Below are 21,202 nucleotides of genomic sequence, written 5' to 3'. Positions count from 1 at the left end.
TTTTCCATGCCCGGAACCGCAGCACCCGGCCGGCGACGCACGTCCTCCGTGCCCGCTTCGGCCACGCACGCCCGATCAGCCGCCGATCCCGCCCCCAACGCGACGCTCAATGCCGCCGGCACGCCCGCCGTGGCAGGCGCCACCGCGACGAAGGGCCCCGGCGATCGCGTGCTGCGGCTCGGCTGGCGCGTGTGGTTGCTGGTCGCCGCGCTGGTCTGCGCGTATACGCTGCCGGGCGTGCTCGGCCACGATCCGTGGAAGCAGGACGAAACCTATACGTTCGGCATCATCCAGCACATGCTCGAGACGGGCGACTTCGTCGTGCCGACCAACGCCGGCCTGCCCTTCATGGAAAAGCCGCCGCTCTACGCGTGGGTCGCGACGAGCCTCGCGTGGCTGCTGCAGCGCGTGATGCCGCTGCACGACGCGGCACGGCTCGCGAGCGCGCTGTTCGCCGCGCTTGCGTTCGGCTTCATCGCGCGCGCGGCACGCAGTGCCAGCGGCGCCCACCGCTGGCTCGACCTGCGCGTGATCGGCCCCGTCGTGCTGAGCGCGGGCACGCTCGTCGTCATCAAGCACGTGCACGACATGATGACGGACGTCGCGCTGTTCGCCGGCACGGCAATGGCCTTCTGCGGCCTGCTCGAGCTCGTGATGCAGCACGTCGCGCGCGCGCAGCAGATGCGGCATGCGCTGCCGATGCAGCCATCGGGCCGCTGGGCCGCGCCGATGTTCGGCGCGGGCGTCGGCATCGCGCTGATGGCGAAGGGGCTGTTCGTGCCGCTCGTGTTCGCCGCCACGCTCATGGGCGCGCTGGTGCTCTACCCGGCCTGCCGCACGCGCGCGTTCGCGCGCTCGCTCGCGGTCGCCGCGCTCGTGTTCGCACCGTTCGCGCTGATCTGGCCGATCGCGCTGTTCGTGCGCTCCGAGACGCTGTTCATGACCTGGTTCTGGGACAACAACGTCGGCCGCTTCTTCGGCTTCTCCGTGCCGGAGCTCGGCGCGGAAAACGACAAGCCGTTCTTCATCCTGCGTGCGTTCCTGCTCGTCGGCTTCCCGGTCGCACCGCTCGCGATCGTCGCGCTGGCGCGCGGCGCATGGCGTGACTGGCACGCGCCGCGCGTCGCGCTGCCCGTGCTGTTCGCCGGCATCGGCCTCGCGGTGCTGCAAGTGTCCGCGACCTCGCGCCAGCTCTATATCCTGCCGTTCTTCGCGCCGCTCGCGCTGATCGCCGCGCAGGCGATCGAACGCCTGCCGCGCGGGCTGCATCTCGCGTGGGATTACCTGAGCCGCCTGCTGTTCGGTAGCGCCGTCGCGCTCGCGTGGGTGATCTGGGCGGTGATGGCCGATCCGCGCGCATCGCGGGCGAGCCTCGCCCCGCTCGGCCGCTGGCTGCCGCTCGACTGGACGATGCCGATCGTGCCGGGGTTCGTGATCGGCGCACTGGTGCTGACCGTCGGCTGGCTGTCGCTGCTGCCGAAGCTGCGCACGACCGGCCCGTGGCGCGGCGCGCTGTCGTGGGGCGCGGGCGCGCTGGTGGCGTGGGGCCTCGTGTATACGCTGCTGCTGCCGTGGCTCGACGTCGCGAAGAGCTACCGGTCGGTATTCGACGACCTGGACGCGCATCTCGCGCTCGAATGGCGCGACGACGACTGCATGGCAAGCCTGCACGGGCTCGGCGAGTCGGAAGCGCCGATGCTGTACTACTTCTCCGGGATCCAGCACACGCCGATCGACGACGCGAAGACGACGCGCTGCACGTGGATGATCGTCCAGGGCGTCCGGGCCGTCGATCCGGCGCCGGGCAGCGAATGGAAACTGTTCTGGAGCGGCGCGCGCCCGGGCGACAACGCGGAACTGCTGCGCGTCTACGTGCGCACGCCTGAAGCACACGACACGCCGTGATGGTAACGCGGCGCCGCAACGGCGCCGCAGTCGTGATTCCCGGCTGGCGTCACGCCCCGCGCGCCACCGCTGCGCACGTCAAAACGACGAACCGGGCTCGCGCAGGAAGGCCGCCTCTTCGTCGGTCGACGCGCGACCGAGAATCGCGTTCCGGTGCGGGAACCGCCCGAAGCGCTCGACCACCGCCGCATGGCGCAGCGCGAAGTCGTGATAGCTCTCGCACTCGGCTTCGTCGCGAATGCCCGCGCACAGCCGCACGGCCTCGCGCTGGCTCTCATGCGACTCGTCATGTTCGAACGGCAGGTACGCAAACGCGCGGTGATGGCCGCTCGGCAGTTGCGCGTCCCACCCGGCCGCGACGACGCGCCGGGCGAGCGCCAATGCCTTCGGATCGGCGGCGAATGCGCGCGGCGTGCCACGATGAATGTTGCGCGAGAACTGGTCGAGGACCACGATCAGCGCGAGCGCGCCAAGCGGCGTGGCGGCCCAGTGATCGCACGCGCCGTCGCACGCGGCGTCGAGCAACGCGCCGTAGCGCGTGCGCAGCACGTCGTCGAACGCCGCGCCGCCGTTGAACCACACCTTGCGCGCGTGGCCGAACTCGGCGGAACCCGGCTCGCCGAACCAGAAATCGAGAATCTCGCGTGCTTGCGGATCGAGCGCCGCGGCGGTGTCGGTCAGGTTGTCGATCGTCATGCAAACTCCAGTACGACGCGGCGTGTGCGCGCGCTCTTCTTTTCAAGTTTGGCGACCCGCAGATCGCCGATTTCCGACGTGTTGCGCACGTGCGTGCCGCCGCACGGCTGCAGGTCGACGCCGGCGATGCGCAGCAGCCGCACGCGGCCCAGCCCCATGGGCGGCTTCACGCTCATCGTGCGCACGAGCTCGGGCCGCTCGGTCATCTCCGCGTCGGTGATCCATTCGGTCGTGACCGCATGCGCGCCGCCGACCAGCTCCGCGAGACGGCGCTCGACGTCGGCGCGGTCGATCGCGTCGGACGTCGCGAAATCGAGCCGCACGTAGTCGGCCGTCACGCTGCAGCCGTCGACCGGGTACGGCAGCACCGCGCACATCAGGTGCGCGGCCGTATGCAGCCGCATGTGCCGGTAGCGGCGCTGCCAGTCGATGCCCGCGACCACGCGCGCGCCGGGCGCGAGCGCCGCGACGCGCGCTTCCTGGCCCGGCGCGGGCACGTGCACGGCGTCGTCGGGGGTTGCGCCGTCGAACTTCGCCTTGCGCGTGTCGGCGATCGCGATCGTGCCGCCGTCGGGCAGCGTCAGCATGCCGGTGTCGCCGGCCTGCCCGCCGCCGAGCGGATAGAACACCGTGCGATCGAGCCGGATGCCGTCATCGCCGACGGCCGCGACGACGGCGTCGCATTGCGTCAGATAGGCATCCTCGCGAAACAGGGCCTGGGTCGTCATCGGGGGAACCTCGTATCGAGCGGGGAAACGGTCAGTGTCGCGCCGCACCGGAGCGGCGCCCAGACGCAGATCGTCCGGCGTCCGGACAGCGGCGTACCGGTCGATCAACCGGGCCGGTTGCGCATCCAGTCGGCCGTGTCGTAGAACGAATGCATGAGCCGCTCGCGCAGCGGCTCGGGCAAGCCGGTGTCCTCCATCGCCCACGCCATGCAGCGCAGCCACTGGTCGCGCTCGACCGACGCGATCGGGAACGGCAGGTGCCGTGCGCGCAAGCGCGGGTGGCCGAACCGGCTGATGTAGTGGTCGGGGCCGCCGAGCCAGCCGCACAGGAACCAGAACAGCTTGTCGCGCGAGCCGTCGAGCGACGCCGGATGCAACGCGCGAATCTCCGCGAACTCGGGCTCGAGGTCCATCAGGTCGTAGAAACGGTCCACCATCTCGCGCACGCGGCCTTCGCCGCCCACGAGCTCGAACGCCGTCGGCTGCGACGGCGCATCATCATTCACATCGGTCATTACGGATAATCGGAAACGGGATATTCGGGGCCGCCGGCGACGCTCACGCGTCGCGCAGCGACTGCAGCGCGGGGCGCCGCAACACATTATGCAGGCTCAGCCAGCCGGCCGCACCGGCGCACGCGACGCCGGCCGCGATGCCGGCCGGCACGAGCCACGGATCGACGGCGAGCTGGAAGTCGAACACGCGCGATGCGAGCACCCAGCCGACCGCGATCGCGCCCGCCGACGCCAGCGCGCCGGCGAGCGCGCCGACGACGATGAATTCCGCGCGCTGCACCGCATTGACCTGCGCGCGCGACGCGCCGAGCGCGCGTAGCAGCGCGGCCTCGTGCACACGCTCGTCGCGCGAGCCGGCGAGCGCCGTGTACAGCACGAGCACGCCGGCCGCGAGCGTGAACCCGAACAGGAACTGCACCGCGCCGACCACCTGCAGCATCATCCGCTGCAGCTGCGCGAGGATCGGCGCGACGTCGATCGCGGTGAGGTTCGGGTAGCGCGCGATCAGCGGATCGAGCAGCGCCGCCTGCTCGGCCGGCAGGTGGAAGCTCGTCAGGTAGACGGCCGGGAAATCCTTCAGCACGGGCGGCGGCATCAGCACGAAGAAATTGACGCGGAACGAGCCCCAGTCGAGCTTGCGCACGCTGGTGACCGGCGCATCGACCGTCAGCCCCGTCACGTCGAAGCGCAGCGTGTCGCCCGGCTTCACGTTCAGGATCTTCGCGAGCCCGTCCTCGATCGAGATCTCCGGCCTGGCCGAATGGCCGAACCAGTCGCCCGCGACGATCCGGTTGTCGGACGGAAGCTCGGTCGTATACGACAGGTTGAATTCGCGGTCGACGAGCCGGCGCGCCTCGTCCGACGGATACGCGTCCGGGTTCACCGGCTTGCCGTTGATCGCGACGAGCCGGCCGCGCACCATCGGCGCGGGCACCGCGTCGCGCACGCCGTGCGCGGCGAGCCACGCCGCGACGTCGTCGCGCTGGTCGGGCTGGATGTCGATCAGGAACTGGTTCGGCGCATCGGGCGGCGTCGACTGCCGCCAGCCGGCGACGAGGTCGTTGCGCGTGATCGCGATCAGCAGCAGGCACATCAGGCCGAGCGCGAGCGCGGTGATCTGCAGCGCACTCGCGGTGCCGCGCCGGTGCAGCGACGCGAGCGCGTAGCGCCAGCCGATGCCCGCGGCCACGCGCGCATTGCGCACCGCGCGCGCCGCCGCGTACAGCACGAGCCGCGCGATCAGCGAGAAACCGACCAACGCGCCGGCAAACCCGCCCGCGACGATCAGCCCGAGCTTCAGGTTGCCCGCCGCGACGATCAGCAGCCCCGCGAACAGCACGACGCCGATCGCATACGCGGCCCACGCGATACGCGACGCGTCGCCCCAGTCGCGCCGCAGCACGCGCACCGGCGGCACGCGCGTGAGCGGCGCGAGCGGCGGCAGCGCGAAGCCGAGCAGCAGCACGAGCGCGGCGCCCACCCCGACGAGCGCGGGCCAGAGGGTCGGCGGCGGCAGCGCGACCTCGATCAGGCCACCGAGCGCGGCCAGCAGCGCCCAGTGGCCGCCGTAGCCGAGCAGCGCGCCCGCGATGCCCGAGACGATGCCGATCCCGGCGAATTCGAGCGCGAACAGCGCGCCGAGCGTGCGGCGGCTCACGCCGAGGCAGCGCATCGTCGCGCAGCCGTCGAGATGGCGCCGCATGTAGCGCTGCGCGGCCATCGCGATCGCGACCGCCGCGAGCAGCGCGGTCAGCAGCGCGACGAGCGTCAGGAAATGGCGCGCGCGATCGAGCGTCTGGCGCACCTGCGGCTGACCTTCCTGCAGCGATTCGAGGCCGACGCCGCGCAGCTTGCCGCCGTCGACGCGCCCGTGCGCGTAGGCCTCGAAGCGCGCGACGGCCGGCGTGTCGCCGGCAATCAGCAGCCGGTACGTGACGCGGCTGCCGTAGCCCGTGAGCCCGGTCGCGGCGAGTTCGTCCGCGCGCATCATCAGCCGCGGCGAGAAATTGACGAACGAGAAGCCGCGATCGAGCTCGCGGGAAATCGACGCGGCGACCGTGAACGTGCGCAGCCCGACGCGCACGGTGTCGCCCGCCTTCAGATGCAACGCATCGAGCAGCGCGGGATCGGCCCACACGGTGCCGGGCGCGGGAATCGTGGTTGCCTTGTGCGCGGCGCTCGCGCCGGCCGGCACGATCTCGACCGCGCCGCGCAGCGGATAGCCGGGCGACACGGCCTTCACGGCCGCGAGGCGCGCGGGTGCCGCGCCGCTCGCGTGACCGCCGGCGGCTGACGCGATCATGCTCGGGAAGATGGCGGTCGTCGCGGTGCGCAGCCCGAGTGCGCGCGCCTCGCGATCGAACGACGGATCGACGGGATGGTCGGCACGCACGACGAAATCGGCGCCGAGCATCTGGCGCGCATCGCGCTCGAGCCCCTGGCGCAGCCGGTCGGCGAGAAAACCGACGCTCGTGAGCGCCGCGACCGCAAGCACCAGCGCGAGCACGAGCAGCGTCAGCTCGCCGGCGCGCCAGTCGCGTGCGGTCATCCGCGCGGCCTGATGGATCAGGTCGTGCCAGCCGAAGCGGCCGGCATGGCCGGGCCGCCCGGCCGGCGAAGGGTCAGCGTGCTGCTGCTCGGCGGGTGACGGCGCCTTCAATCGCGCTTGCCCCCGATCGAGTTGAGCCGCGTCACCATGTGGTTCGCCATCCCGCGGAACCCGCCGGACACGCCGCGCCACAGACGCGGCAGCGCCCACGCCGACGCGGCGATGAACGCGGCGAGCAGCACGAGGAACGCAAGGGGAACGAAGAACGCGAGCGCGAGGCCGCCGAACACGAGGCCGTCCTCGGTGGACGACGCGACCCAGTTGGAGATCGGTTCCGGAGAGAGATTGATGAGCGCGCGCGTACCGGCCTTCGCGACGTGCGCGGCGCCGGCGAGCGAACCGCCGGCCAGCCCGGCGACCGCAAGCACGGTCGGGTCGGCATGGCCGAGCGCACCGGCGGCCAGCACGGCGCCGGCCGGAATGCGGATGAACGTGTGCACGGCGTCCCACAGGGAATCGAACGCGGGGATCTTGTCGGCAAGGAATTCGGTGACGGCGAGCACGGCGGCGGCGCCGATGACCCACGGCGACGTGAGGACCGCGAGCGTATCGGGCAGATGAAGCCAGCCGACCCGCGCGAGCACGCCGGCGATCAGAACCGTCAGGTAAAGGCGCAGCCCGCTCGCCCACGCGAGCCCCGCGCCGAGCGAAATGGCTTCGATCATGGCCCTCTCCTTGCACGTGCCGTGCGATTTGCCGATTGATCGGATCGAGTCGGTATGACCGGCCGCGCGGCGCGTGGCGACCGGCCCCGCCTGCCGCGAACGGCGCAACGGCATTCAGGCCCGAATGCGTTCCATTATAGACAGGCTGTCAGGAGGGCCGACGCAATTCCGCGCTGCGTCACGGCCGGGCGCGGGCGCCGGCCGGCGCCCGGCAGGTCGGTATCAGGCGGACGACGACAGTTTCAGGCCGACCAGCCCGAGCACGATCAGCGACGCGCTCGCGACGCGGGCGACGGTCAGCGCCTCGCCCATCATGACAATCCCGAATATGAACGCGCCGACCGCGCCGATCCCCGTCCACACCGCATACGCGGTGCCGAGCGGCAGCTGGCGCATCGCGACCGCGAGCAGCCCGAAGCTGGCGAGCGACGTGACGATCGTAAACACCGACGGCCAGAGCTTCGTGAAACCCTCTGACGATTTCATGCCGGCCGCCCAGGCCACTTCCAGCAAACCGGCGATCAACAACAATACCCACGCCATCTCGACCTACTCCGTCTCGGATGGGGCCGTCCCCGTTGAATCGAATGACCCGGGGTCGTCCCCGGGCGGCGCCGAGTATAACAAGAGGCTTACAGGTATGCAGGATGCCCACATTGCGAATCGGGCCGGAGCAGGGTCCGGCCGCGGCGGCCGCGCCGCGTTCAGTTCGCCGCGCGCTTGGCGCCGCCGCCGCCGACGCAGCGGTCGTCGCGGTACAGCGCCCATTCGTCGCACACGCGGCCGTCCTTGAACACGCACATCCCGACCTGACCGCTCGGCAGGTTGCGGATCATGTGGCGGCCGCCGAGCTTCACGCAGTTGACCGACGCGGGATTGGCAAGCGCCGCTTGCGGCGCCGAAGGCTGCTGCCCGGGCGGCAGCGGCTGCGCGAATGCGCCGGATGCGGCAAGCGCCAGCGCACACATGACGACCAGACGGACGGACATTGCACCCTCCTCGGTTTCGTTCGCGTAACGGTCAGCATAGCGGGGAATGCATGGCCGGTGTGCGCGGCCGGCGCATGCCGAGGCGATGTCGCGCCGACGCAACTTCACCGGCGCGCAGCCTTGCATTCCGGCCGCATCAGGCGGCGGGCATCAGGCGGCGGGCATCACGCGACACGCATCGCGCCGCATGATGCAGCAATCACGCCGCGCCGACGAGCCGGTAGCCGACACCCGTCTCGGTGACGATGTGCTCGGGCTGCGCGGGATCGCGCTCGAGTTTCTGGCGCAGGTGCGCCATGTAGATGCGCAGATAGTGGTGGCTCTCGACATGCGACGGGCCCCACACGTCGCGCAGCAGCTGGCGATGCGTGAGCACGCGTCCCGCGTGCCGCACGAGTGTCGCGAGGAGCCGGTACTCGAGCGGCGTCAGGTGCACGATCTCGCCGTCGCGCCACACCTGGCGCATCGCGAGATCGACGCTCACGCCGCCGAAGCTGACCTTCGGCGATTCGTTCGCGCCGCCCTGGTTGCGCCGGCGCAGTTGCGCGCGGATCCGCGCGCGCAGTTCGGACACGCCGAACGGCTTGGTCAGGTAGTCGTCGGCGCCCGCGTCGAGCGCGGCGACCTTCTCGTCTTCCTGCGTGCGCGCGGACAGCACGATCACCGGCACTTCCGACCAGCCGCGCAGCTCGCGGATCACGTCGAGGCCGTCGGTATCGGGCAGGCCGAGGTCGACGATCACGAGATCGGGCTTGCGGGTCGCCGCGTCGATCAGCCCCTGCTTGCCCGTCTCCGCCCCGAACACGGCGATGTCCTCCTCCTCGAGCGCGGCGCGCACGAAACGGCGGATCTGTTTTTCGTCCTCGATCAGGACGACGGTCAGGCTCGGTTCACTCATGGTCTGGCAAGGGCTCGGAGGGTGACGATGCGCCGGGCACGTCGAGGTCGTCGTCGGGTACGGCAGGCACGGCCGGCGGCGTGTCGACCGGCAGCGTGAACCAGAAGCGCGCCCCCGTCACGCGGCCGTCGGGCCCGGTCCGGTTGAGCGCGCCGATTCTACCGCCGTGCGCCTCGACGATCGCGCGGCAGATCGCGAGGCCGAGCCCGATGCCCGGCGTCGCCGATTCCTTCTCGCCGCGCGTGAACTTGTCGAAGATGCGCGTTTCCATCCCGCTCGGCAAGCCCGGGCCGTGATCGTCGACGTGCACGCGCACGAACGGGTGTCCATCGTCGGTCACGCGCTCCGCGCCGATGTCGATCGGCGTGTCGGCCGGCGTGTACTTCGCCGCGTTCTCGAACAGGTTGGTGAACAGCCGCTCCATCAGCACCGCGTCCATCTGCAGCAGCGGCAGGTCGGCCGGCAGCGACACGCGCGCGGGATGCTGAGCGAGCACGCGCTTGCACGCGGCGAGCGCGGCGCCGACGGTTTCCTCGAGCAGCGACCACTCGCGCTTGAGCTGCACGCTGCCGGCCTGCAGCCGCGCCATGTCGAGCAGGTTCGTGACGATGCCCGTCATCCGCAGCGCCTCGTCGTGAATCGCGTCGACGAGTTCGCCTTCGCGCTGCGCGGAGCGTTCGGCCGCCGGCGTGTGCGGCGCGGCCGCGCGCGCGTTCGCGAGCATCGACGAAAAGCCGACGATCGTCGTGAGCGGCGTGCGCAGGTCGTGCGAGATCGCCGACAGCAGCGAGTTGCGCAGCCGCTCGGACTCCATGTTGACGAGCGCATCGCGCGCGATCTCGACGTAGTGCACGCGTTCGAGCGCGAGCGCGATCTGCGCGGCGAACGCATCGAGCATGCGCAGCTGCTCGGGCACCTCGAGCTCGCGCGGATCGCGCGACGCCACCGCGAGCACGCCGCGCGTGCGCATCGGCGCCTTCAGCGGCAGATACAGCGCGGTGGTCGCGGGTAGCGTGTCGGTGCCGCGCCCGGCCGGCTTCTGCTGGTCGTACACCCACTGGCCGACGTCGCAGTCGAGATCCGCGCCCGTCAGCGTGACGACCGCGTCCGGCTCCTCGATCTTCTGCCGCACCTGGTCCGCGCTGTCGGGCAGCAGGAACGCGACGCGCGCGCGGAACACCTCGCCCACGTGGCGGCTGCCGATCTCGACGATCTGCTCGGTCGTCAGCGCCGCGCCGAGTTCGCGCGCCATCGCGTAGATCGCACCGGTCCGGCGCTCGCGGCGCTGCGCGATGCTCGCCTGGCGCGTCAGCGTCGACGTCAGGTGGCTGATCACGAGCGACGTGAGCAGCATCCCGAAGAAGGTCAGCAGGTATTGCGTGTCGCTGACCGAGAACGACATGCGCGGCGGCACGAAGAAGAAGTCGAACGCCGCGACCGACAGGAACGACTGCAGCACGCCCGGGCCGCGCCCGAGCCGCACGGCCGAGAACACGACGCCGAGCAGGTACAGCATCACGAGGTTCGTCAGGTCGAGCCGCGCGGACACGACGCTCGCGACACCGGTGATCGCCGCGCAGATCGCGGCGGCGTACAGGTAGTGTTGCAGCGGCGAACGACGCGTGCCGAGGTGCGCAAACGCATCGCGCCAGTCGCGTGCGCCCGCGTCGAGCGGCACCGCGCGCACTTCGTCGCTCGCCGACGCGCGGATCAGCATCAGGTCGACGTCGCCCGCGCGTTCGGCGAGCTTTTCGCCGAACGGCCGCGCGAAGCGGCGCGCGAGCCCGACCTTCGACGAGCCGCCCGCGACGATCTTCGACACGTTGCGCACCTTCGCATAGCCGATCAGCGCGGCAACCGCGTCGTCGCCGGCGAGCGTGGCCGTCTCCGCGCCGAGCTCGGCCGCGAGCTTCAGCGCATCGAGCGTGCGCTGCCGCCGCGCGTCGGGCAGCCGCTGCAGCCTCGGCGTCTCGACGTACACGGCGATCCAGTCGGCCCTCACGCTCGCGGCGAGCCGCGCGGCCGCGCGCACCAGCGTGGGCGCCTCGGGGCCGGGCCCGACGCACACGAGCAACCGCTCGCGCGCCTGCCAGATGCGCTGGATCGAACGGTCGGCGCGGTACTCGCGCATCTGCGCGTCGACGCGGTCGGCCGTGCGCCGCAGCGCCAGTTCGCGCAGCGCGATCAGGTTGCCCTTGCGGAAGAAGTTGCGCACCGCGCGCTCGGCCTGCTGCGCGAGATACACCTTGCCGTCGCGCATCCGCTCGAGCAGCTCCTCGGCCGGCAGGTCGACCAGCGTGACCTCGTCGGCCGCGTCGAACACGCGGTCGGGCACGGTCTCCCATACGCGAATGCCGGTGATCGCGCCGACCACGTCGTTCAGGCTTTCGAGGTGCTGGACGTTGACGGTGGTGTACACGTCGATGCCCGCATCGAGCAGTTCGTAGACGTCCTGCCAGCGCTTCAGGTGACGCGCGCCCTGCACGTTCGAATGCGCGAGCTCGTCGACGAGGATCAGTTGCGGCGCGCGCGCGAGCGCGCCGTCGAGATCGAATTCGGCGAGCGTGCGGCCGCGATACTCGATGCGCGCGAGCGGCAGCACGTCGAGGCCGTCGAGCAGCGCGGCGGTCTCGCCGCGGCCGTGGGTCTCGACGATGCCGACGACGACGTCGACGCCGTCCTGCAGCCGCTGGCGCGCGGCCTGCAGCATCGCGTAGGTCTTGCCGACGCCCGCGGACGCGCCGAAGAAGATCTTCAGCTGGCCGCGCCGCTGCTTTTCTTCGTCGCGCTGCAGCTTGTCGAGGAGTTGGTCGGGATCGGGGCGGTTCATGCGTGACGAAGGCGAAGCGCCGGATGGCGCGCGAGTATCGGCATTGTTGTTCCAAATCGCCGCAAAAGGCAAAGACGGCGCAAGCGCCGTCGGAAAAATCGGACCCGGCGCGCCGCAAGCCGCGCCGGGAAACCCGCGTCCACTTTCAGTGCGCGGCCTGCGCCGCGTCGAGCGCGAGGTTCAGCTTCAGCACGTTCACGCGCGGCTCGCCGAGCACGCCGAACTGGCGGCCCGCCGTGTTCGCGGCGACGAGCTGCGCGACCGCGTCAGCCGTCAGGTTGCGCGCCTTCGCGACGCGCTCGACCTGGTACGCGGCGGCCGCCGGCGTGATCTCAGGATCGAGGCCGCTCGCCGAGGCCGTCACGAGGTCGACCGGCACGGGCTTCGACATATCGGTGCCCGCGTCGCGCAGCGCGGCGATGCGTGCCTTCACCTGGTCGGCGAGCGACGGATTCAGCGGGCCGAGGTTCGAGCCGCCGGAGCCGCTCGCGTTGTACGGCATCGGCGAGGTGGCCGACAGCCGGCCCCAGAAGTACTTCGGCGCATCGAACAGCTGGCCGATCAGCGCGGAGCCGACTGCACGGCCGTCCTTCTCGATCAGGCTGCCGTTCGCCTGCGACGGGAACACGGCCTGGCCGAACACGGTCATCACGGCCGGGTAAGCGAGCCCCGTCACGGCGGTCAGTACGACAAAGATCACGACGAGCGGGCGAATCAACGTTTTCATGATGGTTCCTTCAGGTACGGCGCATCAGGCCCAGCCGAGCGCGGCGAGCGTCATGTCGATCAGCTTGATGAACGGGAACGGCAGCAGCAGGCCGCCGAGGCCGTACACCAGCAGGTTGCGGCGCAGCAGCGACGCGGCGCCGAGCGGCCGGTAAGGGACGCCCTTCAGCGCGAGCGGAATCAGCGCGACGATGATCAGCGCGTTGAAGATCACCGCCGACAGGATCGCGGATGCCGGCGAGCTCAGATGCATGATGTCGAGCACGCGCAGCTGCGGGTACGTCGTCACGAACGCGGCCGGGATGATCGCGAAGTACTTCGCGATGTCGTTCGCGATCGAGAAGGTCGTCAGCGAGCCGCGCGTCATCAGCATCTGCTTGCCGATCTCGACGATCTCGATCAGCTTCGTCGGGTTCGAATCGAGGTCGACCATGTTGCCGGCTTCCTTCGCCGCCTGCGTGCCGGTGTTCATCGCCACGGCCACGTCGGCCTGCGCGAGCGCCGGCGCGTCGTTGGTGCCGTCGCCCGTCATCGCGACGAGCCGGCCGGCCGTCTGGTGCTCGCGGATCGTCGCGAGCTTGGTTTCCGGTGTCGCTTCCGCGAGGAAATCGTCGACGCCCGCCTCCGCCGCGATCGCCGCGGCCGTCAACCGGTTGTCGCCCGTCACCATCACGGTCTTGATGCCCATCTTGCGCAGTTCCGCGAAGCGCTCCTTGATGCCGCCCTTCACGATGTCCTTCAGCTCGATCACGCCGAGCACGCGCGCCACGCCGTCATGCAGGTCGGCCACGACGAGCGGCGTGCTGCCGCGGCGCGCGACGTCGTCGACCGCGCGGCGCACTTCTTCCGGGAAGCGGCCGCCGTGCGTCTCGACGTAGCGGCGAATCGCGTCGGCCGCGCCCTTGCGGATCTCGCGACCGGGCGCACCGGCGGGCGTCCCCTCGGGGAACAGATCGACGCCGCTCATGCGCGTCTGCGCGGAAAAGCCGAGGAACGTCGCGTGCAGTTGCGCCATGTCGCGCTGGCGGATGTTGAAGCGCTCCTTGGCCAGCACGACGATGCTGCGCCCTTCCGGCGTTTCGTCGGCGAGCGACGACAGCTGCGCGGCGTCGGCCAGCGCTTCCTCGGTCACGCCCGGCGCGGGCACGAACATCGACGCCTGGCGGTTGCCGAGGGTAATCGTGCCGGTCTTGTCGAGCAGCAGCACGTCGACGTCGCCGGCCGCTTCCACCGCGCGGCCCGACGTCGCGATCACGTTCGCCTGCATCATCCGGCTCATCCCCGCCACGCCGATCGCGGACAGCAGGCCGCCGATCGTCGTCGGGATCAGGCACACCAGCAGCGCGACGAGCGCGGTGATCGTCACCACGTGGCCGGCCTTCATCGCTTCGACCGAGAACATCGAGAACGGCAGCAGCGTCGCGGTCGCGAGCAGCATCACGATCGTCAGCGCGACGAGCAGGATCGTCAGCGCGACCTCGTTCGGCGTCTTCTTGCGCTTCGCGCCTTCGACCATCGCGATCATCCGGTCGAGGAACGCCTCGCCGGGGTTCGCGGTGACCGTCACGACGATCCAGTCGGACAGCACGCGCGTGCCGCCCGTCACCGACGAGAAGTCGCCGCCCGATTCGCGGATCACCGGTGCGGATTCGCCGGTGATCGCCGATTCGTCGACCGACGCGACGCCGTCGATCACCTCGCCGTCGGCCGGGATCACGTCGCCGGCCTCGACCAGCACGACGTCGCCACGGCGCAGGTCGGACGCGGTCGTGATGCGGATCGGCGACTTCGGATGCGGCTCGTTCAGCTTCTTCGCCAGCACGTCCTTCTTCGCGCTGCGCAGCGACGCGGCCTGTGCCTTCGAACGCCCTTCGGCGAGCGCTTCGGCGAAGTTCGCGAACAGCACGGTGAACCACAGCCACAGCGCGATCGCGAGGATGAAGCCGGCCGGCGCCTCGGCCTGGCCGGCGAGCGCCGCGATCCACAGAATCGTGGTCAGGATGCTGCCGACGTACACGCAGAACATCACCGGATTGCGGAACTGCGTGCGCGGCGTGAGTTTCTTGAACGAGTCCACGATCGCCGGACGCAGCAGCGCCGGATCGAACATGGACCGTGTTGCGGAATGTTGAGTCATTGCGATCTCTTCAATCTCTTCAGTCGTTTCAACGTGTCGCGATGCGCTCGCGCGTTACGCGCCCAGCCACATCATCAGATGCTCGACGCCCGGGCCGAGCGCGAGCGCCGGCACGTAGGTCAGCGCGCCCACCAGCAGCACGGTGCCGAGCAGCAGCACGACGAACAGCGGGCCGTGCGTCGGCAGCGTGCCGCTCGTCACCGCGATGCGCTTCTTCGCGGCGAGCGAGCCGGCGATCGCCAGCACCGGCACGATCGTGCCGAAACGGCCGAACCACATCGCGATCGCGGTCATCCAGTTGTAGAAAGGCGTGCCGACCGTCAGGCCCGCGAACGCGCTGCCGTTGTTGTTCGCGGCCGAGCTGAACGCGTACAGGATTTCCGAGAAGCCGTGCGGGCCCGGGTTCGCGATGCCGGCCTTGCCTGCGTCGGCCAGCACCGCGATCGACGTGCCGACCAGCACGAGCAGCGGCGTGAGCAGCACGACGATCGACACCATCTTCATCTCGTACGACTCGATCTTCTTGCCGACGTATTCGGGCGTGCGGCCGATCATCAGGCCGGCGACGAACACCGCGAGCAGCGCGAACACGAGCATCCCGTAGAGGCCCGAACCGACACCGCCGTAGACCACCTCGCCGAGCTGCATCAGCAGCATCGGCACGAGGCCGCCGAGCGGCGTCAGCGAATCGTGCATCGTGTCGACCGCGCCGCACGACGCGGCCGTCGTCGCGACCGTGAAGATGCCGGTCTGCGCGATCCCGAAGCGCGTTTCCTTGCCTTCCATGTTGCCGCCCGGCTGCAGCGCGCCGGCCGACTGGTCGACGTGAAGCGCGGCGAACGTCGGGTTGCCGCCCTGCTCGGCGCTCACCTCGACGCCGACCGCGACCGCGAACGCGACCGTCATCGCCGCGAGCACCGCGATGCCCTGCCGGCGGTCGCCGATCATGCGGCCGAACACCAGGCACAGCGCGGCCGGAATGATCAGGATCGAGAAGATCTGCAGGAAGTTCGCGAACGGCGTCGGGTTCTCGTACGGGTGCGACGAATTCGCATTGAAGAAGCCGCCGCCATTGGTGCCGAGCATCTTGATCGCTTCCTGCGACGCGACCGGGCCCATCGCAAGCGTCTGCTTGACGAGCGGGGTCGGCACCGTTACCGGGTTGCCCTTGTCGTCCTTCATCGGGCTGCCCTGCGCGTCGAGCTTCGGCGCCGCGTACGTGCTCGCCTGCAGCACCGGCACGTCCTGGTACGCCTTCATGTTCTGGATCACGCCCTGACTCATCAGCAGCGCGGCGACGAGCGCCGCCATCGGCACGAGCACGTACAGCGTCACGCGCGTGAGGTCGACCCAGAAGTTGCCGATCGTCTGCGCGGTGTGGCGCGCGAAGCCGCGGATCAGCGCGATCACGACGACGATGCCGGTCGCCGCGGACAGGAAGTTCTGCACGGTCAGGCCGAGCATCTGCGTCAGGTAGCCGACCGTCTGCTCGGGCGTGTAGTCCTGCCAGTTCGTGTTGGTGACGAAGCTGACGGCCGTGTTGAACGCACCGTCGGGCGTCATCGCGCCGAACTGCTGCGGGTTGCCGGGCAGCAAGCCCTGCAGGCGCAGCAGCCCGTAAAGGAACAGCACGCCGAGCGCGTTGAACGCGATCGTCGCGATCGCGTATTGCTTCCAGTTCATTTCGGTGCCGGCGTCGACGCCGGCGATGCGGTACAGCACCCGCTCGAGCGGCCCGAACACGCGCACGACGCGCGAGCTGCCGTCCATCACGCCGCTCAGGTAGCGCGCGACGGGTACGGCCGCCGCGAGCAGCACGACGATGAACAGCAGTATCTGCAACAGGTTGTTCGCGTTCATTCGATGTCCTCCGCGCGCAGCAGCGCAAAGACGAGATACGCGAACAGCAGGGCCGTCGACGCGCCCGCCAGCCAAAGCATCCAGGTCATGCCCGCCCCCCGCGACCGTATTGCACGAGCTTCTCGCAACCGGCAAGCAAACCGAGGATCAGCGCGGTGAACAGCACCAGTGCACCGATGAAAACCCCATCCATTTTTGTGTTCTCCGTCGTCGAAATCTGACGACTCGAACCTTATGGGAACGCGCGTAAAGGACGGGTCAAAGGTGATCGGGCGGGTATAAAAAACGCGTAAACGCGTGCAGTGGAGGACGGCGGACGGGAGAGCGGACAGGACGGGCGGCGGCCGGCGCCGCCCGCAAGGGCGCGTGCCGGCGGGGTGCCGGCACGGAGGAACGGTCAGGGAATGAGGATCGTCGAGCCGGTCGTCTTGCGCGACTCGAGGTCGGCATGCGCGCGGCCGACTTCCGCGAGCGGATAGCGCTGGTTGATGCTCGTCTTCACCTTGCCCGTCAGGATCACGTCGAACAGCTCGGCGGCCGCGGCTTCGAGATCGGCGCGCTTCGCGATGTACGAGAACAGCGTCGGCCGCGTGAAGAACAGCGAGCCGCGCGACGAGAACTCCTTCGAGTCGATCGCCGGCAGCGGGCCCGATGCATTGCCGAAGCTGACGAAGTAGCCGAGCGGCGCGAGGCAGTCGAGCGAACCGATGTAGGTGTCCTTGCCGATCGAATCGTAGACGACCGGCACGCCCGCGCCGTTCGTGATCTCCTTCACGCGCTGCGTGAAGTTCTCGCGCGTATAGACGATCGGATGATCGCAGCCGTGCGCCTTCGCGAGCGCGGCCTTCTCGTCGGAGCCGACCGTCCCGATCACGGTCGCGCCGAGCGCCTTCGCCCACTGGCACACGAGCAGGCCGACGCCGCCGGCCGCCGCATGGATCAGGATCGTGTCGCCGGCCTTCACCGGGTACGTGCGGCGCAGCAGGTAGTGCGCGGTCAGCCCCTGCAGCATCACCGAGGCCGCGTCGTCATCGCTGATGCCGTCCGGCAGCTTCACGAGCCGCTCGGCCGGCATCACGCGCTCCTGCGCATACGCGCCCGGCGGCTGCCCGACGTACGCGACGCGATCGCCCGCCTTGAAGGCGGTCACGCCGTCGCCGACGGCCGTCACCTCGCCCGCCGCCTCCATCCCGAGACCGCCGGGCAGCGGCTGCGGATAGAGGCCCGTGCGGAAATACACGTCGATGTAATTGAGCCCGACCGCCTGCTGCCGGATGCGGACTTCGCCGGCCTTCGGCGCGCCGACCTCGACATCGACCCACTTCATCACGTCCGGGCCGCCCGGCTGGTCGTATCGGATTGCTTTCGGCATCGTTTCGCTCCTCGTTTCTGAATCGCTCAGGGGAATATTCGGTTCGCCGACGCGCCGGCCGGCGCCGCCCCGTGCGGGCGGGCACCGACGTCAGCTGCGCGTCGCGACGCCCGATTCTCGCGCGCAACCGCCGGGCGTGGGCATGGCCCTGACGCAAGCAGGGGCAATCAAGCCGGCACGCGCGCTAGCAGACGTCCTGCATGTTGCGCGCCAGATCGTCGAGCAGCATCCGCGCGGTCGCGACGTTGGTCGCGACCGGCACGTCGTGCACGTCGCACGCGCGCACCAGCGCGGTGATGTCCGGATCGTGCGGCTGCGCGGTCATCGGGTCGCGCAGGAACACGACGATGTCGACGCGGCCGTCGGCCAGCTCCGCACCGATCTGCAGGTCGCCGCCGAGCGGCCCCGACAGCTTGCGCTCGACCTCGAGCCCATGCGCGGCGGCGATGCGGCCGCCCGTCGTGCCCGTCGCGACCAGCCGGCATTGCGCGAGCGTCTCGCGGAACTGGCCCGTGAGCGCGACGATGTCGTCCTTCTTCGCGTCGTGCGCAATCAATGCGATGCGGGGTTTGCTCATCTCCGGTTCCTTCGTGGTTCGATGGTTGTCGTCTTCGTGAATGGCGGTGCGCGCGTCAGAAAGTGCCCGGATACGCGCCGCCGTCGAGCAGCCAGTTCTGCCCGGTGATATAGCCGGCATGCACGCTGCAGAGGAACGCGCACGCGGCGCCGAATTCGGCGCGCGTGCCGAGGCGCCCGGCCGGGATCTCCTTCGCGCGCCGTGCGCGCAGCTCGTCGACCGTCACGCCCTGTGCCTTCGCCGACGCGGCAAGCGTCGTCGCGATCCGGTCGGTGTCGAACAGCCCCGGCAGCAGGTTGTTGATGGTCACGCCCTGGCCGGCGACCTTGCGCGACAGCCCGGCGACGAAGCCGGTCAGCCCCGAGCGCGCGCCGTTCGACAGCGCGAGCACGTCGATCGGCGCCTTCACGGCCGAACTCGTGATATTGACGATCCGGCCGAAGCCGCGCCCGATCATCCCGTCGACGGTCGCGCGGATCAACTCGATCGGCGTCAGCATGTTCGCCTCGAGCGCGCGGATCCAGTCGTCGTGCGAGAAATCGCGGAAGTCGCCGGGCGGCGGGCCGCCCGCATTGTTCACGAGAATGTCCGGCTGCGGGCAGGCGGCGAGCGCGGCCGCGCGCCCGTCGGGCGTCGTGATGTCGCACGCGACGGCGGTGACCGACACGTTCGCCCCGGCGCGGATCTCCTCGGCGGTTTCCTCCAGCGTGTCGCGCGTGCGCGCGACGATCACGAGATTCACGCCCTCGGCGGCCAGCGCTTCCGCGCAGCCGCGCCCGAGGCCCTTGCTCGCCGCGCACACGAGGGCGGTCTTTCCTGCGATGCCGAGATCCATCGTCGATTCCTTTATGGCGACGCGCGCCGGCGCGGCCCGGCCCCGGCCGTATCGCCGGACGGGCGAACGGTCGCGAACGGGCTGCCACGACGCGCGGATTGTCGTGAGACGTCGATAATATCCGGATCGCGCGGCGCGCCTTGGTAAAATTGCGGCCATAAGCGGCAGCCGGCTTGCGCCCGCCGCCGCCCCCGATCCCCTTTTGCCGTCAAGGCGACCCGTCATGAAACAGGACAGCCGTTTCCCGAATCTCTTCATCACCGATCACCCGCTGATCCAGCACAAGCTCACGCACATGCGCGACAAGGACACGTCGACGCGCACGTTCCGCGAGCTGCTGCGCGAAATCACGCTGCTGATGGGCTATGAGATCACCCGCAACCTGCCGATCACGACCAAGCGGGTCGAAACCCCGCTCGTCGCGGTCGACGCACCGGTGATCGCGGGCAAGAAGCTGGCGATCGTGCCCGTGCTGCGCGCGGGCATCGGGATGTCGGACGGCCTGCTCGACCTGGTCCCGTCCGCGCGGGTCGGCCACATCGGCGTGTACCGCGCGGAAGATCACCGCCCGGTCGAATACCTGGTGCGCCTGCCGGACCTCGAAGACCGCATCTTCATCCTGTGCGACCCGATGGTCGCGACCGGCTACTCGGCCGTGCACGCGGTCGACGTGCTCAAGCGCCGCAACGTGCCGGCCGCGAACATCATGTTCGTCGCGCTGGTGGCCGCGCCCGAAGGCGTCCAGGTGTTCCAGGACGCGCACCCGGACGTGAAGCTGTTCGTCGCGTCGCTCGACTCGCACCTGAACGAGCACGCGTACATCGTGCCGGGCCTGGGCGACGCGGGCGACCGCCTGTTCGGCACCAAGAACTGACGCGCCGCGGCCGGGCCGAGCGGCCGGTGCGCGGCGACGGCCCGCACCGGCCGTTCGGCCATGCGCGGCGGCCCCGAAGCGACGGTCGCCGCGTGATAAAATCACGTTCTACTCGACACGCGCGGCCCCGCGGCATCACGCCCGCCGACACGGCCGCCGATTCAACGACACATTGGCACAATCGCCCGCGCAGCGCGCCCGGGCACGGAGAAAGGTATGGCTGGTCATTCGAAATGGGCCAACATCAAGCACAAAAAGGCAGCGGCCGACGCGAAGCGCGGCAAGATCTGGACTCGCCTGATCAAGGAAATCCAGGTCGCGGCGCGCCTCGGCGGCGGTGACGCGAACTCGAACCCGCGTCTGCGTCTCGCGGTCGACAAGGCGGCCGACGCGAACATGCCGAAGGACAACGTCAAGCGCGCGATCGACCGCGGCGTCGGCGGCGCGGACGGCGCGAACTACGAAGAAATCCGCTACGAAGGCTACGGCATCAGCGGCGCGGCCATCATCGTCGACACGCTGACCGACAACCGCATCCGCACGGTCGCGGAAGTCCGCCACGCGTTCTCGAAGTTCGGCGGCAACATGGGCACCGACGGTTCGGTCGCGTTCATGTTCGATCACGTCGGCCAGTTCCTGTTCGCGCCCGGCACGTCGGAAGACGCGCTGATGGAAGCGGCGCTCGAGGCCGGCGCGGACGACGTCAGCACGAACGACGACGGCTCGATCGAGGTGCTGTGCGACTGGCAGGCGTTCTCGGCGGTGAAGGACGCGCTCGAAGCCGCGGGCTTCAAGGCCGAACTCGCCGAAGTGACGATGAAGCCGCAGAACGAAGTCGAATTCACCGGCGACGATGCGGCGAAGATGCAGAAGCTCCTGGACGCGCTCGAGAACCTCGACGACGTGCAGGAGGTGTATACGAACGCCGTCATCGTCGAGGAATGAGATGCCGGCCGCCGTGCACACGATCACGGCGGCGGCCCGACC

General features: G+C 69.9%; 19 protein-coding genes. 3 read left to right on the top strand and 16 right to left on the bottom strand.

From position 1 onward, the window contains the following. The first annotated feature begins 6 nt into the window (after nucleotides 1–6). The gene (locus tag ABIC50_RS22275; RefSeq protein ID WP_354166846.1) at nucleotides 7–1,905 is read left to right on the top strand and encodes an ArnT family glycosyltransferase; all 1,899 of its coding nucleotides are present in this window, start codon (nucleotides 7–9) and stop codon (nucleotides 1,903–1,905) included. Nucleotides 1,906–1,983: 78 nt separating this feature from the next. On the opposite strand, the gene ABIC50_RS22270 is transcribed toward ABIC50_RS22275, so the two are convergent. The 16 genes from ABIC50_RS22270 to ABIC50_RS22195 form a co-directional block, all read right to left on the bottom strand. Continuing rightward, nucleotides 1,984–2,601, bottom strand: coding sequence for a DUF924 family protein (locus ABIC50_RS22270; protein WP_354166844.1), 618 nt, complete (start codon nucleotides 2,599–2,601; stop codon nucleotides 1,984–1,986). Beyond that, complete coding sequence (locus tag ABIC50_RS22265; protein ID WP_175656585.1) at nucleotides 2,598–3,329, bottom strand: alanyl-tRNA editing protein; 732 nt, start codon at nucleotides 3,327–3,329, stop codon at nucleotides 2,598–2,600. The genes ABIC50_RS22270 and ABIC50_RS22265 overlap by 4 nt, the downstream gene beginning before the upstream one ends. A gap of 104 nt (nucleotides 3,330–3,433) precedes the next feature. Further along, complete coding sequence (locus ABIC50_RS22260; protein WP_105830715.1) at nucleotides 3,434–3,844, bottom strand: group II truncated hemoglobin; 411 nt, start codon at nucleotides 3,842–3,844, stop codon at nucleotides 3,434–3,436. A gap of 43 nt (nucleotides 3,845–3,887) precedes the next feature. Then, complete coding sequence (locus tag ABIC50_RS22255) at nucleotides 3,888–6,503, bottom strand: ABC transporter permease (RefSeq protein ID WP_471685988.1); 2,616 nt, start codon at nucleotides 6,501–6,503, stop codon at nucleotides 3,888–3,890. Continuing rightward, nucleotides 6,500–7,117 carry a DUF4126 domain-containing protein gene (locus ABIC50_RS22250; protein ID WP_012364337.1) on the bottom strand — a complete coding sequence of 206 codons (618 nt, stop codon included), beginning with the start codon at nucleotides 7,115–7,117 and terminating at the stop codon, nucleotides 6,500–6,502. The genes ABIC50_RS22255 and ABIC50_RS22250 overlap by 4 nt, the downstream gene beginning before the upstream one ends. A 222-nt stretch (nucleotides 7,118–7,339) precedes the next feature. Further along, nucleotides 7,340–7,660: a quaternary ammonium compound efflux SMR transporter SugE gene (gene sugE, locus ABIC50_RS22245; RefSeq protein ID WP_011657508.1), complete on the bottom strand. Its 321-nt coding sequence runs from the start codon at nucleotides 7,658–7,660 to the stop codon at nucleotides 7,340–7,342. A 161-nt stretch (nucleotides 7,661–7,821) separates the two neighbouring features. After that, nucleotides 7,822–8,106 (bottom strand): putative hemolysin, encoded by a 285-nt coding sequence (locus tag ABIC50_RS22240; protein ID WP_175660185.1) that lies wholly within the window; start codon nucleotides 8,104–8,106, stop codon nucleotides 7,822–7,824. 199 nt (nucleotides 8,107–8,305) lie between these two features. Further along, complete coding sequence (gene kdpE, locus ABIC50_RS22235; RefSeq protein ID WP_354166842.1) at nucleotides 8,306–9,004, bottom strand: two-component system response regulator KdpE; 699 nt, start codon at nucleotides 9,002–9,004, stop codon at nucleotides 8,306–8,308. After that, the gene (locus tag ABIC50_RS22230; RefSeq protein ID WP_175669729.1) at nucleotides 8,997–11,834 is read right to left on the bottom strand and encodes a DUF4118 domain-containing protein; all 2,838 of its coding nucleotides are present in this window, start codon (nucleotides 11,832–11,834) and stop codon (nucleotides 8,997–8,999) included. Before ABIC50_RS22230 ends, kdpE begins: the two co-directional genes overlap by 8 nt. Before the next feature lie 145 nt (nucleotides 11,835–11,979). Further along, nucleotides 11,980–12,561 carry a potassium-transporting ATPase subunit KdpC gene (gene kdpC / locus ABIC50_RS22225; RefSeq protein ID WP_354166839.1) on the bottom strand — a complete coding sequence of 194 codons (582 nt, stop codon included), beginning with the start codon at nucleotides 12,559–12,561 and terminating at the stop codon, nucleotides 11,980–11,982. A gap of 24 nt (nucleotides 12,562–12,585) precedes the next feature. Then, on the bottom strand, nucleotides 12,586–14,697 hold the full coding sequence (gene kdpB, locus ABIC50_RS22220; protein ID WP_105830718.1) for a potassium-transporting ATPase subunit KdpB: 2,112 nt from the start codon (nucleotides 14,695–14,697) through the stop codon (nucleotides 12,586–12,588). Nucleotides 14,698–14,751: 54 nt separating this feature from the next. After that, on the bottom strand, nucleotides 14,752–16,557 hold the full coding sequence (gene kdpA / locus ABIC50_RS22215) for a potassium-transporting ATPase subunit KdpA (protein ID WP_354166837.1): 1,806 nt from the start codon (nucleotides 16,555–16,557) through the stop codon (nucleotides 14,752–14,754). Beyond that, complete coding sequence (gene kdpF / locus ABIC50_RS22210) at nucleotides 16,554–16,646, bottom strand: K(+)-transporting ATPase subunit F (RefSeq protein ID WP_006752209.1); 93 nt, start codon at nucleotides 16,644–16,646, stop codon at nucleotides 16,554–16,556. The genes kdpA and kdpF overlap by 4 nt, the downstream gene beginning before the upstream one ends. Before the next feature lie 308 nt (nucleotides 16,647–16,954). Then, nucleotides 16,955–17,929: a quinone oxidoreductase family protein gene (locus tag ABIC50_RS22205; RefSeq protein ID WP_011657515.1), complete on the bottom strand. Its 975-nt coding sequence runs from the start codon at nucleotides 17,927–17,929 to the stop codon at nucleotides 16,955–16,957. 184 nt (nucleotides 17,930–18,113) lie between these two features. Beyond that, nucleotides 18,114–18,506, bottom strand: a complete 393-nt coding sequence (locus ABIC50_RS22200; RefSeq protein ID WP_006752212.1) for a methylglyoxal synthase — start codon at nucleotides 18,504–18,506, stop codon at nucleotides 18,114–18,116. A gap of 55 nt (nucleotides 18,507–18,561) precedes the next feature. Continuing rightward, the gene (locus tag ABIC50_RS22195; RefSeq protein WP_105786948.1) at nucleotides 18,562–19,341 is read right to left on the bottom strand and encodes an SDR family oxidoreductase; all 780 of its coding nucleotides are present in this window, start codon (nucleotides 19,339–19,341) and stop codon (nucleotides 18,562–18,564) included. Between the two features lie 223 nt (nucleotides 19,342–19,564). Here ABIC50_RS22195 and upp point away from each other — a divergent pair, with 223 nt between their 5' ends. Then, nucleotides 19,565–20,215, top strand: coding sequence for a uracil phosphoribosyltransferase (gene upp, locus ABIC50_RS22190; RefSeq protein ID WP_006478229.1), 651 nt, complete (start codon nucleotides 19,565–19,567; stop codon nucleotides 20,213–20,215). A gap of 216 nt (nucleotides 20,216–20,431) precedes the next feature. Next, nucleotides 20,432–21,160 (top strand): YebC/PmpR family DNA-binding transcriptional regulator, encoded by a 729-nt coding sequence (locus ABIC50_RS22185; protein ID WP_011657518.1) that lies wholly within the window; start codon nucleotides 20,432–20,434, stop codon nucleotides 21,158–21,160. The last annotated feature ends 42 nt before the right edge of the window (nucleotides 21,161–21,202 follow it).

Source organism: Burkholderia sp. 567, assembly GCF_040545115.1.
Taxonomy (GTDB): Bacteria; Pseudomonadota; Gammaproteobacteria; order Burkholderiales; family Burkholderiaceae; genus Burkholderia; species Burkholderia ambifaria.
The sequence above is the reverse complement of the archived record's forward strand: the minus strand, read 5'-3'. Positions and strand labels throughout refer to the sequence as shown.